This is a genomic window from Micromonospora sp. NPDC005979 (assembly GCF_040614415.1).
Taxonomy (GTDB): domain Bacteria; phylum Actinomycetota; class Actinomycetes; order Mycobacteriales; family Micromonosporaceae; genus Micromonospora.
The window spans coordinates 33,768-47,965 of the sequence record NZ_JBEXUR010000006.1; the positions used below are offsets into that span (position 1 = coordinate 33,768).

Annotated in this window: 14 protein-coding genes and 1 pseudogene; 10 read left to right on the top strand and 5 right to left on the bottom strand. The window is 72.4% G+C overall.

The annotated features are described in order from the left end of the window. Positions 1 to 255 precede the first annotated feature (255 nt). Together ABZ272_RS12095 and ABZ272_RS12100 are read left to right on the top strand one after the other, a co-directional pair. A complete protein-coding gene (locus ABZ272_RS12095; RefSeq protein ID WP_355049953.1) occupies positions 256 to 750 on the top strand; it encodes a hypothetical protein in 495 nt (164 codons plus the stop codon). Positions 751 to 838: 88 nt separating this feature from the next. Then, positions 839 to 1,453: a class F sortase gene (locus ABZ272_RS12100; protein WP_355049954.1), complete on the top strand. Its 615-nt coding sequence runs from the start codon at positions 839 to 841 to the stop codon at positions 1,451 to 1,453. Between the two features lie 227 nt (positions 1,454 to 1,680). On the opposite strand, the gene ABZ272_RS12105 is transcribed toward ABZ272_RS12100, so the two are convergent. Then, a complete protein-coding gene (locus ABZ272_RS12105) occupies positions 1,681 to 2,148 on the bottom strand; it encodes an NUDIX hydrolase (protein ID WP_355049955.1) in 468 nt (155 codons plus the stop codon). A gap of 24 nt (positions 2,149 to 2,172) precedes the next feature. Beyond that, entirely contained in the window at positions 2,173 to 2,703 is a 531-nt protein-coding gene (locus ABZ272_RS12110) for a hypothetical protein (RefSeq protein WP_355049956.1), read from the bottom strand. A 70-nt stretch (positions 2,704 to 2,773) separates the two neighbouring features. Here ABZ272_RS12110 and ABZ272_RS12115 point away from each other — a divergent pair, with 70 nt between their 5' ends. Next, positions 2,774 to 3,880, top strand: coding sequence for a magnesium and cobalt transport protein CorA (locus tag ABZ272_RS12115; protein ID WP_355049957.1), 1,107 nt, complete (start codon positions 2,774 to 2,776; stop codon positions 3,878 to 3,880). A 12-nt stretch (positions 3,881 to 3,892) separates the two neighbouring features. On the opposite strand, the gene ABZ272_RS12120 is transcribed toward ABZ272_RS12115, so the two are convergent. Next, positions 3,893 to 4,600, bottom strand: coding sequence for an MBL fold metallo-hydrolase (locus ABZ272_RS12120; RefSeq protein WP_355049958.1), 708 nt, complete (start codon positions 4,598 to 4,600; stop codon positions 3,893 to 3,895). Between the two features lie 97 nt (positions 4,601 to 4,697). Between ABZ272_RS12120 and ABZ272_RS12125 the strand changes: the two genes are divergently transcribed. Beyond that, the gene (locus ABZ272_RS12125) at positions 4,698 to 5,117 is read left to right on the top strand and encodes a YchJ family metal-binding protein (protein ID WP_355049959.1); all 420 of its coding nucleotides are present in this window, start codon (positions 4,698 to 4,700) and stop codon (positions 5,115 to 5,117) included. Between the two features lie 78 nt (positions 5,118 to 5,195). On the opposite strand, the gene ABZ272_RS12130 is transcribed toward ABZ272_RS12125, so the two are convergent. Beyond that, positions 5,196 to 6,515: an MFS transporter gene (locus ABZ272_RS12130; RefSeq protein WP_355049960.1), complete on the bottom strand. Its 1,320-nt coding sequence runs from the start codon at positions 6,513 to 6,515 to the stop codon at positions 5,196 to 5,198. Positions 6,516 to 7,234: 719 nt separating this feature from the next. Then, positions 7,235 to 7,957 (bottom strand): annotated as a pseudogene (locus ABZ272_RS12135) (hypothetical protein); the annotation flags it as partial. 172 nt (positions 7,958 to 8,129) lie between these two features. Between ABZ272_RS12135 and ABZ272_RS12140 the strand changes: the two are divergent. The 6 genes from ABZ272_RS12140 (at position 8,130) to ABZ272_RS12165 (ending at position 14,143) form a co-directional block, all read left to right on the top strand. After that, positions 8,130 to 9,260, top strand: a complete 1,131-nt coding sequence (locus ABZ272_RS12140) for an N-acetylmuramoyl-L-alanine amidase (protein WP_355049961.1) — start codon at positions 8,130 to 8,132, stop codon at positions 9,258 to 9,260. Between the two features lie 136 nt (positions 9,261 to 9,396). After that, positions 9,397 to 10,971, top strand: coding sequence for an FMN-binding glutamate synthase family protein (locus ABZ272_RS12145; RefSeq protein WP_355049962.1), 1,575 nt, complete (start codon positions 9,397 to 9,399; stop codon positions 10,969 to 10,971). Between the two features lie 273 nt (positions 10,972 to 11,244). Next, positions 11,245 to 11,910: an N-acetyltransferase gene (locus ABZ272_RS12150; RefSeq protein ID WP_355049963.1), complete on the top strand. Its 666-nt coding sequence runs from the start codon at positions 11,245 to 11,247 to the stop codon at positions 11,908 to 11,910. Between the two features lie 90 nt (positions 11,911 to 12,000). After that, positions 12,001 to 12,438 carry a VOC family protein gene (locus tag ABZ272_RS12155; RefSeq protein ID WP_355049964.1) on the top strand — a complete coding sequence of 146 codons (438 nt, stop codon included), beginning with the start codon at positions 12,001 to 12,003 and terminating at the stop codon, positions 12,436 to 12,438. 57 nt (positions 12,439 to 12,495) lie between these two features. Next, positions 12,496 to 13,683, top strand: a complete 1,188-nt coding sequence (gene dinB / locus ABZ272_RS12160; RefSeq protein ID WP_355049965.1) for a DNA polymerase IV — start codon at positions 12,496 to 12,498, stop codon at positions 13,681 to 13,683. Positions 13,684 to 13,786: 103 nt separating this feature from the next. Then, positions 13,787 to 14,143 (top strand): hypothetical protein, encoded by a 357-nt coding sequence (locus ABZ272_RS12165; RefSeq protein WP_355049966.1) that lies wholly within the window; start codon positions 13,787 to 13,789, stop codon positions 14,141 to 14,143. Positions 14,144 to 14,198 lie beyond the last annotated feature (55 nt).

A 14,198-nucleotide genomic window follows, 5' to 3' on the forward strand; every position in this document is an offset into this window, starting at 1 on the left:
ATCTTGCAGTTGCTGTGGCGACATACGGGGCATGGCACGCATGTCGGCGACCGAAAGTGCAAGATCGGCGCAATCTTGTCGGCCCGCACCAGGACCCGCCTTCGGGTGGACACGTGACGGCAACGAAGGTTTCTCATTTTCACCTGATCGGGGTCCCAACCCACCTAGTGTTGGGCACACCGGTGCTAGTCACGGAGTTGGCCACCCGAACGACGTCCCACGCAGTCAGCGGACGAAAAGTGAGGGAAGACGCGTATGAAGGTCTCAACAGCACTCTGCTCGGCGGCGCTCGGCGTGGGTCTCGGCACGCTCCTGCTGCCGGGTGCCGCACTGGCCGACACCGTCGTGTCACCGGCCACCACCCCGGTCGGAGGAACCGTCGTGCTCACCGCGACGACCTGCAACCCGAAGTCGGGTGACGTCATCTTCCGGGTCACCGGACCCAACCGTGACGAGAACGTCCGATCCACCACGGCCGCCGCAGGCGGCGGGCTCAGCGCCGAACTGTTCACCGCCGGGTTCACCCTGGGCACGTACACGGTGGCCGCGACCTGCGGCGACGGCAGCTCGGCGGGCAGCGCCACCTTCGCCGTCACCCCGATCGGCGGCGCCCCGGCCGGGTCGGGCGGCGACAGCCGGGACGGACGCGACGCGGGCGCGCTCGCCGCCGGCGGCACCCTGCTCGGCACGGCCGCCGCGGGCGCGGTGCTGCTGGTACGCCGACGCCGACCGGTGTCCACCGTCGCCTGACCGGCGACCGCTCCATCCCAAGAGGTCGGGTGCCCGTGCCGGTACGACCGGCGCGGGCACCCTGACCATCGCGTACGGAGGTGGGCACGTGTGGTGGCGGCGACACACTCTGGCGGCGGTGGTCGCCCTGCTCGGCGTGTCCGGACTGGGGCTGATCACGGTCGGCCTGACCGCTGACCCGGAACGGCCACCCGGGCCGTCGGCCGACGCGCCGACCCGCACCCGTCCCGCGCCGGACCTGGCCCCACTCCCCCACGCCGCGCCCGTCAGGGTGCAGATACCGGCCATCGACGTACGCGCCGAGATCGTCCCCGTGGGAGCTGACTCCGCCGGGGTGCTGGAGGTGCCACCCCTGGACCGGCCGACCCTCGCCGGCTGGTACCGGCACGGGGTGAGCCCCGGCGAGACCGGCAACGCCGTCCTGGTCGGACACGTCGACTCCCCGGCCGGCCCGGCGGTCTTCTTCGACCTCGGTCGGCTGCGCGCCGGGCAGGAGATCCAGGTCACCCGCGCCGACGCGCGGGTCGCCACGTTCACCGTGGACGGCGTCCACGCGTATCCCAAGGACCGCTTCCCCAGCGGCCTGGTCTACGGCCCGGCGGACGTCGCCGGGCTGCGCCTGATCACCTGCGGCGGCCGGTTCGACGACGCGACCGGCAACTACGTGGACAACATCGTCGTCTTCGCCACCCGTACCGCCTGAATTTGGTCCTGGCTCAACAAGGGGACTCGGGCTGGGATAAGGGCGCTGGCCATCCGGTTTGGCTGCCCGCCACGTCGATGTGCTGGTGAGCGGTATACCTCAGAGGTATGAATATGACTCCGAGGTATACCGCTGACGGCCGCATTCGCCGCCCACGGGGGTGACCGAGGGGCACCGCCGGCCGCCGGCTGCGCCCACCACCCCAGCAAAGGTCGGTAATTACTCGTCTAGACCACGCTGCCGTGTTCCGCGTACGAGGGCGTGCCGTTTTCCAGAGCTGCGATCGAAATGCGGATCCTGCGGGCGAGGCGGGGTAGCACGTACCCTTCCAGGGACTCTGCGCTCACATAACGCCACTCGGTCAGTTCGCCGTCCGCGAAGCGGATGTCGCGCTCCTGCTCCGGGCTGAGTGATCCGCCGTCGAAGATGAGGAGCAGCTTGTCGCCCTCGTGTTCTGCAGGTGCCCAGTCCAAGACCAGCATCGACCCGAGCGCCGGGGAGAGGTCGAGCTCTTCGCGAATCTCACGTATACACGCAGCACGAGGAGATTCGCCGGGTTCGACATAGCCGCCCGGGATGTCCCAGTGCTCCTTGTAGCTCGGATGTACGAGCAGCACCCTGCCTTCGTTGTCCAAGAAGAGGGCACCGGCGGCGACGCGTGGGGTTGCCACGGGTGGCATCTCATTGGCCGTCACCAGGGCAGCCTAGATGGACTGGGTTCAGTCGAGCACCTTGAGTCGCTGGGCTAGGCCGACCAGTTCGGCTGAGGGTTTGCCGCGCTGACGGCGGATCCAGGTCAGCGCGAGCTGGCGGCTGAGGAAATGATGGCGGACCTGCTCGGGTGCGATCTGTTCGGCGTCGAGAATGGCGGCTTGGGCTTCGTCGACCCGGTTCCATGAGCTGTAGGCGCGGGCGACTTCGAGGGCGTGTCGTACCCGGCGCTCGATCGGTAGGCCAGCGGTGTTGACGCGCGGGCCGAGGTCGACGGCGACTTGTAGGTCGCCGAGTTCGGCGGCGGTGGCGACGCGGTGGATGGCGACGTTGGTCGGGCCGAACGCGGTAAGGAAATGGTTGGCGTCACCTCCCAGCTTGCCGGCGGCTTGGTCGGCGGTGGCGAGGAAGGTGCGGGTGGTGGTGGCGTCGTTGGCGCGGGCAGCGGCCATCGCGCCGGACAGGAACAGCGTCCCGTAGACGGAGAGGAGCGCTGGTGTGGCGTGCTTCAGGCCCGGTTGTCGGACGCCGGACGCCACTGGGCAGAATCCGGTGGCACCATGCCCTGCGAGCACCGTGGCCGCGACGGTGCGCGGGAGGGGGCGCATCGTGGATCAGCGAGCGGTACGGGACCGGGCCGGTCGGGGCGTACGCGCCCTGGCCCGTCGACTGCTCGGTCGCCCCGGCGGTGACACTCCCGCACCCCGCCGGTCCAACCCGGACGCGGTGGTCGACTGCGCCGTGTACGTCAGGGGTCGCCGGGAGCCGGGCCGGCCGCACTACGACGACGCGTACGCGAGCGCCCGGCGGAGCCGCGACGCCTTCGTGTGGCTCGGGTTGCACGAGCCGGGGCCGGCGGTGCTCGCCGCGGTGGGGCGCACCTTCGGCCTGGACGAGCTGACCGTCGAGCAGGCGCTCGCCGACGGGCACCGTCCCACCGTGCAGCGACACGGTCCGGTCACCGTGCTGGTGCTGCGCACGGCGGGGTACGTGGAGCACGCCGAGCTGACCGACACGTCCGAGGTGATCGACACCGGTGACGTGATGGTGCTGCTCGGTGACCGGTTCGCCGTGACCGTGCGGCACGGCGCGGCCGGGGCGCTGCGCGACGTCCGCGCCGACATCGAACGCCGGCCCGCGCTGCTGGCCGCGGGTCCCTGGGCGGTGGCGTACGCGGTCTGCGCCCGCATGGTCGACACGTACCTGGAGGTGGCCGGGCACGTGGAGCGCGATCTGGAACGCGTCGAGGAGGCGGTCTTCGCCCGCGACCGGTCGGCCGACATCCAGCACATCTACCAGCTCAAGCGGGAGGTCGTGGAGTTCAAGCGGGCGGTACTCCCGCTCCAGACGCCCCTGCGGACACTGCTCGACCCGACCGGCGACGGACCGCCGCGCGCCCTGCACCGCTGGTTCGTGGACGTCGACGGCCGACTGGCTCGGGCCGTGGACCGGGTGGCCGCGTACGACGATCTACTCACCTCGATCGTCCAGTCCCGCCTGGCGCAGCTCGCCGTCGAGCAGAACAACGACATGCGAAAGATCGCGGCGTGGGCCGCGATCGCCGCCACGCAGACCGGCATCGCCGGCGTCTACGGCATGAACTTCGATCACATGCCCGAGCTGGCCTGGCGCTACGGGTACGCGGGCGCGCTGGCCCTGATGGCGGTGGCCGCGCTCGCCCTGTACCGCCTGTTCCGCCGCTCGGGCTGGCTGTAGAGAGGCAGCGGATCAGCGGCGGGCGAGGAAGGCGCGGATCCGTTCGCGGGGACGTTCGGTCAACTCCGGCCCGTGGGTGAACGCCGCGACGTCGTACTCCAGCTCCCCGAGCACGTGGGCGGTCTGCTGCGTCATCCGGAAGTCACTGCACAACAGCTTCGGCGCCCAGCGCACGCCGAGCACGTTGAAAAGCGCGTCCCCGGTGATCAAAAGCCGGGTCGGCTCGTGCAGCAGCGACACGTGACCGGGTGAGTGCCCGGGGGTGTGCACCACCCGCAGGCCGCCGCCGACGTCGAGCACGTCGCCGTCGGCGAGCGGCTGCGCCACCCGCACGGCTGAAAACTTGCCGCCGGCAACCCGGGCGAAGAACCGCCCGCCGGTCACCGCCGGGTCCGGGGGCGGATTGTGGCCGGCCTCGGCGTACTCGACGTCGGCGGCGTGCGCGGCGACCGGCGCGCCGGTGCGGCGGGACATCTCGGCCGCCCCGCCCGCGTGGTCGGGGTGTGCGTGGGTGAGCACGATGCGGGTGACGTCCGCCGGCGTCTTGCCCATCGCGGCCAGTCCGCGCACGATCCGGGCCGGGGCCTTGGCCAGCCCGCAGTCGACGAGCGTCACGCTGCCGTCGTCGTCCACGAAGGCATACGAGTTGACGGCCGAGCGCCCCACGGTGGGAATGCGCCAGACGTTCGGAGCGAGCGACACCGCCGGGGAACGCGTCATGCCCCGGGAGTCTAGAGACGACCGTCAACCATCGGTGCCCGTCGACGACCGGGCGGCCGATCGCCGGGGCCAGCCGGTGGTGCGGCAGGATGGCCGGGTGGGCAAAGCGGGACGAGGCCGGCGGGCGAACGCGACGACCGGCAAACTCTGCCCCTGCGGCACCGGCCGGGCGTACGCCGACTGCTGCTCCCCCGCGCACGGCGGCGCCGCCCCGGCGTCGACCGCCGAGGCGTTGATGCGCTCGCGGTTCAGCGCGTTCGCGCTGGGCGACACCGACTACCTGCTGCGCAGTTGGCACTCCTTGACCCGGCCGGAGCAGCTGGATCTGGACCCGGCGCAGCGGTGGACGCGGCTGGAGATCGTCGAGACCGAACGCGGTGGCCTGCTCGACGCCACCGGCACCGTGACGTTCCACGCCCACTACCGCGCGGCCGGCCAGCCCGGCACGCTCACCGAACGCAGCCGCTTCGTCCGCGAGGACGGCCGCTGGGTCTACCTCCACGGCGACCAGTCCTGACGGGGGCGCCGGGGCGGCCGAGCGCGGGTACCGGATGGTCCGCCGACCCGCCCGGGCGACCGCCGTCGGGCCACACCCTCAGCCCGGGCCGCGCGCGCCGGCCGCGGCGACGCCGCCGCGCACGGCCGCGGGGCGCCGGCGGCGGATCAGCAGCGCCAGGCCCACGATGAGGTACGCCCCGGCGGCCACCGCGAACGCGACCGCGTTGCCGGCCGCCGTGGCGACCAGCCCGTACCCGGCGTACGTCCCGATGATCAGCACGTCGGTGAGCATCCCGGCCAGCGAGGTGACGGTGGCGCGGCTGCCGCCGGTGATCCGGGCCTGTAGTCGCGCGTCGGCCAGGACGGTGGCCAGTTGCGCGGCCGCGAACGCCACCGCGAGCAGCGCGAAACCGGCCGGATGCCGGACGAGTGCGCCCCCGGCCAGCGCGACCGCGACGAGCCCCAGCAGCGCGGCGTAGCCGCGACGGCCGAGCCGTTCGCCCACCGGGGCGAGCAGCCCGCCCACGCTCACGCCGGCCCACAGCAGCAGGAGCAGCAGCGGTACCGCCCGCGCGCCAGCGCCGGTGTCCAGGGCCAGCAGCGGTGTGTACTCGTCAAGCGCTCCCCAGTCGGCGGCCACCACGGCGACCAGCAGCACGGCGGCTCGCACGGGTGGCCGCGTACGAACCTGCCGCACACCGGCCCGCAGCGTCTCGGTCCAGGTCAGCTCGTCGTCGTGGTCGTCCGGGCTGGACATCACGACCGGCGGCGCGTCGCCGTCCGTGGCGACGAACCCCGACGGGGCGACAGGCGGCGGCGCTTCCGGCGGCGGACGGTGCTCGGGGAACCGGGTGGCGACGGTCGCGGCGAGCAGGCAGGCGAGCACGCTGCCCGCGCCGACCGCCGGGTACCCACCGACGGCGAACACCGGGCCGGCGAGCACCCCCGTGACCACCACGCCCAGGACGCCCGCGGTGCGCGCGCGGCCGAGCACCCGGGCGTACCGGTCGCTGGCGTCGAGACGGGCCAACTCGGTCCAGACCAGTGCCTCCAGCGCGCCGGAGACCAACGCGCCACCGGCGCCCCAGAGCAGGAAACCGACCGCGAAGGCCGGGTACGACGGGAGCAGCACCCAGAGCGCGTAGCCGGCGGCGGTCACCAGCGGAGCGAGGCAGAGCAGCAGCCGGCGGGACACCACGTCGGCCCACGCGCCGGACGGCACCTCGAACAGGATTCCGGCGCCCGACCAGATGACGAACAGCGACGAGATCTGCCCCACCGACAGGCCGGTGTCGGCGAAGAGCACCACGTACAGCGGATAGAGCAGAACGAGGTCGCTGAGGAACGCGTACCCGTAGAGGGTCGCCGAGAAGCGGCGCACCGCCGGGTCGGGCACGCGCGCGGCGAGATGGTTCATGAGGGCCTTCCCGTGGGAGTGGACGGACACCGGACGTGCGGTGTCCGCGGTGGCCCACGGGTGTGGCCTACGGGACGGGATCAATGTCGCCAGGTCATGTCGGCGATGGTAAACCGGCCGCGCCGACGCCGGCCAGGCGTTTCGACGGGCCGGCGAGACGGGAGCGGGGCGGGATCCCGGTGGATCCCGCCCCGCTGGACCGCCGCTGGGCCCGACCCGGCTCAGCGCCGGTCGGAATCCACGGGCGGGATGACCGTCGTGGTCTCGCTGTCGTCGCTGGTGCGCTGACCGGGGACCGCACCGCCGCTGATCACCTGGGTCGTGTCGGCGTCCCGGCCGGGGGCCACCACCTGCGTCGTGTCGTCGGTCGACGGCCGCTCCTGCGTGACGTCCGCGTCCGACGGCCGGGTGACCACCTGCGTGACCTCGGGATCGGACTGACGAGGGGTCACGATCTGCGTGGCGTCCGCGTCGGACGGCCGGGTCACGATCTGCGTGGCGTCGGGGTCGGAGGGTCGGGTGGTCACCTGCGTGACGTCGGCATCCGACGGGAGGGTGCTCCCCGACGTGCGGTCCGCCTCGAAGGGGCGGCCGACGGCCGACGTGCGGTCCGCGTCGGCGCGGGCGGCGGTCGAGCGGGCCGCTTCGGCCTCGACACGAGCGGCTTCGGCACGGGCCTCTGCCGCGCGAGCCTCCTCGTCACGAGCAGCCTCGGCGCGGGCGGCTTCGGCTTCGGCCTCGGCGCGGGAGGCCCGGTAGGCGCGGGCGTGCGTGGCGATCAGCTGCGACTCCTGCTCGGCGCGGGTCAGCCACGACTCCCAGCGGCTCTGCATCGGACGGATGAGGCCACCACCGACTCCGACCACGAGGATGCCGCCGACGGTGGCCAGCACGGCGATCAGCACCGGGGTGGTGACCGCGGTGGCCACGCCGATCTGGTTCAACGCGGCGATGACGCCCAGGCCGAGGATGAACACCGAGGCGATGCCGGCCAGGGCCCGGCCGTACGACAGCCCGCCGAGCGCGCCGCCGATGATGTCCTTGACGGCGTTGGCGATGGCCGCGGCGACCACGACGATGACGATCGCGACGAAGGCGCGGGGCAACCACGCGACCACGGCGGTGATGAGGTCGGAGATCGGGTTGGGTCCCCAGATGCCGAAGGCCAGCTGGAGGGTGAGCAGCAGCACCGCGTAGTACGCGAGCTTCGCGACGATGTCGCTGGCGTCGTAGCGGGAACGGTTGAGGGCCCGGCGGATGCCGCCGCGCTCGACGGCCCGGTCGAAGCCGACCCGTTCGAGGACCTTCTCCACGATCTTCAACACGGCCTTGGCGATCAGCCATCCGGCCACCAGGATCGCCACGAAGGCGACGGCCTTAGGCAGGAAGAGCATCACCGAGCGGAGGGCGTCGCCCACCGCGTCGCTGACGTTGTCACTCATCTGGTCATTCCTTAGGGGCAGCGGGGATAGTCCGCCCCACCTACCCCCACCAGCGCGCAGGGAAACGCCGCCGACCCCTGGCGCGCCGGCGGGTCTGGCAATATTCTCCGTGTTGCGTGCGGCCACTGGAGCTACTTTTCATCCCCCGCCGTCGGCCGCAGGAGGAGCTGTCATGCACGTCGAGCATTCCGAAGTAGACCGCCGGACACTGCTGCGCGCCGGTCTCGGCGCGGCCGCGGTCGCCGTCGTCGGAAGCGAACTCGCCTTTTCGGGCGCGGCGCAGGCCGCCCCCGGCACGGACCTGGACTGGATCATCGGCTGCGACGAGTGGGGCGCCCGCCCACCGGCGGACCCGCTGTCGGTAAGCGCCATCGCCACCAACAAGATCATCGTGCATCACATGGCGTTCCCGAACGTCACGGACTACTCCCGCGAGCAGGCGGTCAAGCTGGCCCACGACTGCCAGGACCTGCATATGGACGGCAATGGCTGGTCGGACACCGGTCAGCACTTCACGGTGAGCCGGGGCGGCTACGTACTGGAGGGCCGCCGGGGCAGCCTGGAACGCCTCGAAGCCGGCGACCGCCAGATGATCGCGGCGCACTGCCCGGGCGAGAACGGCCGGGCCATCGGTATCGAGAACGAGGGCACCTACGTCACCGAGACCCCGCCGCAGGCGCTGACCGACTCGCTGGTCAAACTCTGCGTAACGATCTGCCGGCAGTACGGCCTGCACGCGTACGACATCTTCGGCCACTGGGACTTCCGCACGACCGATTGCCCGGGCGCGGCCTTCTACCGGCAGTTCCCCGAGCTGCGGCGGCGCGTGCACGCCGCCCTCGGCACCTCGCTCGGTGACGTGCCGGCACGTCGCTGGCCCGACCTGTGGCGGTTCGTCGGCTCGCCGTCCGTCCGGGTGGTGCAGCACCTGCTGGCCTTCCGGGGCTATGCCGTGACGGTCAGCGGCACGTTCGACGACGCGACCGTGGCCGCCGTGCAGGACTGGCAGGCCCGCAACGGCATCCCGGTCGACGTGGACGCCACGCTCACCACGGCGACCTGGGAGACGCTGGCGCCCGAGTTGGACCAGCACGCCAGCGGAGCGCCGGTCACCGCGGTGCAGGAGATCCTGGCCAAGAAGGGGTACGCGGTCACCGTCACCGGGGCCTACGACCACGCCACCCGCACGGCGGTGCAGGACCTTCAGGCGCTGCACGGTTTGCCCCGCAACGGCAAGCTCAGCACCAGCACGTGGTGCACGATCGTCGGCGGGTCCGTGCGCGAGTCGTTCCGACACCGCTGAGCCACCGGGTGCGGTGCGGGTTGAACCCGCACCGCACCAGGCCCGCCAGTCAACATCAGCCAGCCTGCGAGCTGAGCAGCGCGATGTCGGCGGCCGACCGGTTTGGCCTACGGCCCCGGCGGAAAGACTGCCCGGCATGACCTGGGCCCGTCGAGCCGTACCCGCCGTCGCCGCCGCTGTGGCGGCCCTCGCCGCGCGCGACCTGATCCAGCGCGACCACGCGCTGCTGCGCAACTTCCCGGTGCTGGGCCGCGCCCGGTACCTGCTGGAGGCGATCGGGCCGGAGCTGCGGCAGTACATCGTGGCGGGCAACGACGAGGAGCGCCCGTTCACCCGGGACCAGCGCCGCTGGGTGTACGCGTCCGCCAAGCAGGAGAACAACTACTTCGGCTTCGGTACGGACAACGACATCGAGTTCACTCCCGGTTACCCGATCATCAAACACCGCACGTTCGGCCGGGCCGTGCCACCGTCGTCGCCGACGGCCGGGCACGACGTCCGCCTGCCGTGCGCGAAGGTGCTCGGCGCGGCCCGGGGTCGGGCGCGCGCCTTCCGGCCGGAGTCGGTGGTCAACATCTCCGGGATGAGCTTCGGCTCGCTCTCCGGCAACGCCATCACCGCGTTGAACAAGGGCGCCGCCCTCGCCGGGTGTCTGCAGAACACCGGCGAGGGTGGCCTTTCGCCGTACCACCGCAACGGCGGTGAGCTGGTCTTCCAGCTCGGTACGGCGTACTTCGGCTGCCGCGACGAACACGGCCGGTTCAGCCTCGACCGGCTCCGGGACCTCGTCGCCGGCGCCCCCGTGCGCGCGTTGGAGATCAAGCTGAGCCAGGGGGCGAAGCCGAGCCTCGGCGGCCTGCTCCCCGGAGCGAAGGTGTCCGCCGAGATCGCGGCCACCCGAGGCATCCCCGCTGGGCGGGACTGCGTGAGTCCATCGCGGCACGCCGAGTTCTCCGACTGCGACAGCCTGCTGGACTGGGTGGAGCTGCTGGCCGCCGAGACGGGCCTGCCGGTGGGCATCAAGTCGGCGGTCGGCGACCTGAGCTTCTGGCAGGAACTGGCCGGCCTGATGCGCGACACGGGCCGGGGCGTCGACTTCGTGACGGTCGACGGCGGCGAGGGAGGCACCGGCGCCGCCCCGCTGATCTTCACCGATTCGGTGTCGCTCCCGTTCCAACAGGGCTTCTCCCGGGTCTACAAGGTCTTCGCGGAGCACGACCTGCACGAGCAGGTGGTGTTCGTCGGCAGCGGCAAGCTCGGCCTGCCGGACAACGCCGTGGTGGCGTTCGCACTCGGCTGCGACATGGTCAACGTGGGCCGGGAGGCGATGCTGTCGATCGGCTGCATCCAGGCGCAGAAGTGCCACACCGACACCTGCCCCACCGGGGTGGCGACACAGAACGCGTGGCTGGCCCGAGGCCTCGACCCGACGCTCAAGTCGGTCCGGGCGGCCAACTACCTGGCGACGTTGCGCCGGGACCTGACCAAGGTCGCCGAGGCCTGCGGTGTGGAACACCCCGGCCTGATCGGCACGGACGCCGTGGAGATCCTGGACGGCCGCACCGGCTCCACCCCACTGCACGAGGTGTACGGGTACCGGCCGCACTGGGGCCTGCCCTCCCCTACCGACCAGAAAGAGATCATCCGGCTGATGACCCCGGAGGCGCCCCAGGGCGGCAGCGCCCCGCCGTCACCCACCGCCGTCGGCTGATCTCGCCCACGGCCCACGGGCCACGGCCCTAGGCCCAGGACCCAGGGCCCAGGGCCCAGGGCCCAGGGCCCAGGGCCCCAATGAGCGTGATGCCTGTGAGTCAACAAGATGACTCACAGGCATCAGGCTTCTTGTGGTGCTTCCGTCCCGAGGCCTCTGCGGTGGCCATCCGATGCCACCCTGGAAGCGGGTCGGCCAGAGTCTCCCGTGGCGTCGTCCGGTGCCGCGCGAATAACTCTGGAGTGGTGTTCCCGGCCGGCCTATGGTGGCGCGGTGCTGATCCGACGCGAGACCCCCGCCGATGTCGACGCCATCCGGGCCGTGCATGCCGCGGCCTTCTCCGCCGCCGACCACGGCCCTGCCGACGATCCGGATCACGGACCGGACCGCGATCCGGGCCACGGGCCGAACGACGATCCCGGCCACGGGCCGAACGACGAACCCGGCCACGGGCCTAGCGCGGACACCGCCATCGGGAGCGCCGACGACGGTCGCGACGGTCGCCTGCCGGTCGAGGCCACGCTGGTCGACGCGTTGCGCGTCGACGACGGGTGGCTGCCCGCGTACTCCCTGGTGGCGGTCGATACGGACGGCCTGGTGGTGGGTCACGTGGTGGCCACGCGGGGCCGCGTGGCCGACGCGCCGGTGGCGTTGGGCCTCGGACCGCTCGGCGTGCTGCCCGGCCGGCAGCGGCGCGGGGTCGGCAGCGCCTTGATGCACGCGGTCCTGGGCGCGGCCGACGCCCGAGACGAGGCGCTCGTGGTGCTGCTCGGGCACCCCGAGTACTACCCGCGTTTCGGGTTCCGGCCGGCCGTCGAGCTGGGCGTCACCCCGCCGCAGCCGTGGGGCCCGCAGTACTTCATGGCCCGACCGCTGACCGCCTGGGACGGATCGATCCGGGGCGAATTCCGCTACGCCCGCCCCTTCGACGACCTGTGACCGGACCGCACCCGCTGTCGCACCGATCCTGTCGGTCCGTCACGAGAGGATGGCGGCATTACCGACCAGACCGGAAACGAGGATGCAGCCATGGCCCGTGAAGTGCAGATTACGTTCGACGCCGCCGATCCGGCCGCTCTGTCGGCGTTCTGGGCCGACACCCTCGGCTACGAGTTGCAGGGCCCGCCCGGGGGCTTCGACTCGTGGGAGGCCGCGCTGGACGCGATGGGCGTGCCTCCCGAGCGCCGCAACGACACGTCGGCGGTGGTCGACCCCGCGGGCGCCGGGCCACGGCTGTTCTTCCAGCGGGTGCCGGAGGGCAAGCAGGCCAAGAATCGCGTCCACCTCGATGTGCGGGCCGCGCCGGGGCTGACAGGCGACGACCGGATGGCGGCCCTGGAGGCGGAGGCCGACCGGCTCACCGCTCGGGGCGCCAGGCGGCTCGCCCGACACGAGCCCGCTCCCCCGCTCGGCGCCGGCCACATCGTCATGGCAGACCCGGAGGGCAACGAGTTCTGCCTCGACTGAGCGGGCGTTCTCCCAGCTCACTGCCGCGACGATCGGCCGCCATGCGAACATGTGTACGTGTCGCACGACGCCCACATCCTGCACGCCGACCTGGACGCCTTCTACGCGTCGGTCGAGCAGCGTGACGACCCGCGCCTGCGCGGGCGACCGGTGATCGTCGGCGGTGGCGTGGTGCTGGCGGCCAGCTACGAGGCGAAGGCGCGGGGCGTGCGCAGCGCGATGGGCGGTCAGCAGGCACGACGGCTCTGCCCGGACGCGATCGTGGTGCCGCCCCGGATGTCGGCGTACACACAGGCCAGCCGGGCGGTGTTCGAGATCTTCCGGCAGACCACGCCGCTGGTCGAGGGGCTCTCCATCGACGAGGCGTTCCTCGACGTGGGCGGGCTGCGCCGGCTGGTCGGCACACCGGCCGACATCGCCCAGCGGCTGCGCCGGGAGGTCCGCGACCGGGTCGGCCTGCCGATCACGGTGGGCGTGGCCCGGACGAAGTTCCTGGCGAAGGTCGCCAGCGGAGTGGCGAAGCCGGACGGGCTGCTTGTTGTCGCCCCCGACGCCGAGACGGCGTTCCTGCACCCGCTGCCGGTGGAACGGCTCTGGGGCGTCGGCCCGGTCACCGCCGCGAAGCTTCGGGACCGCCGGATCCGCACCGTCGCGGACGTGGCCCGGCTCGGCGAGGCCGCGCTGGTGTCCCTGCTCGGGGCGGGCGCCGGCCGACACCTGCACGCTCTCGCCCACAACCGGGACCCCCGGGCGGTGCAGGTGGGCCGCCGCCGGGGCTCGATGGGCGCGCAGCACGCGTTGGGGCGTACCCCCCATGCGCCGGCGGAGCTGGACGCCATCCTCGCCGGCCTGGTCGACCGGGTCACCCGGCGGATGCGGGCGGCCGGACGGTCCGGACGCACCGTGGTGCTGCGGCTACGTTTCGGCGACTACACCCGCGCCACCCGCTCGCACACGGTGCGCAAGGCGACCGCGGACACCACCCCGCTGCTCGCCGCCGCCCGGACACTGCTGCGGGCCGCCCTACCGGAAATCGACCGACGTGGTGTCACCCTGCTCGGCGTCTCGGTCGGCAACCTGGACGACAACCCGGTGCAGCCCGAACTGCCGTTCCAGGCCGACACCGGAGCCGACCTGGACGCCGCCGTGGACGCGGTCCGCGACCGCTTCGGCTCGACGGCGCTCACCCGGGCGGTGCTGCTCGGCCGCGCTCCCGGTGTCGAGATGCCGCTATTGCCGGACTAGAACGCCCTGGTTGCTGCGACCGGAGACACATCACAGCAGGTCGGCGGTTTAGCCGACCGCACACAGGTGAAATCTTGAGGGGAATGCCTGACGAGGGGGGCCCATGTCCGACGAGACCAGCAACCGACCGAGCCGTAGCGCCGAACGCCCGGACGACGTGACCGACCCGCTGCTCTGGCAGCTCGCGGTCGACGTGCTCGAGGCCCACGAGGCCGACGACGAGGGTCACTGCCGCAACCTCCAGTGCGCCGGGCAGTCCTGGCCGTGTGCGGCGCGTACGACCGCCGAGCAGTCGTTGCGACTTGCCCGCAGCACCTCCGACTCGGTCGAGACGGCCATCGACGGTGGCGGGCGCGGCACCGGCTGGCCGGCCGAGGCCGCCGCACCGGCGCAGCGCTGGGGCTGGAACGGCGACGTGATGGCCCGCCGCGAGGCGAGGTCGGCCGCCTCGGCGGCGTGACCCGTCCCGCGAGGACAGCGCCAGACGAACGAACGCTCGGCCGGTGACCCGGCCG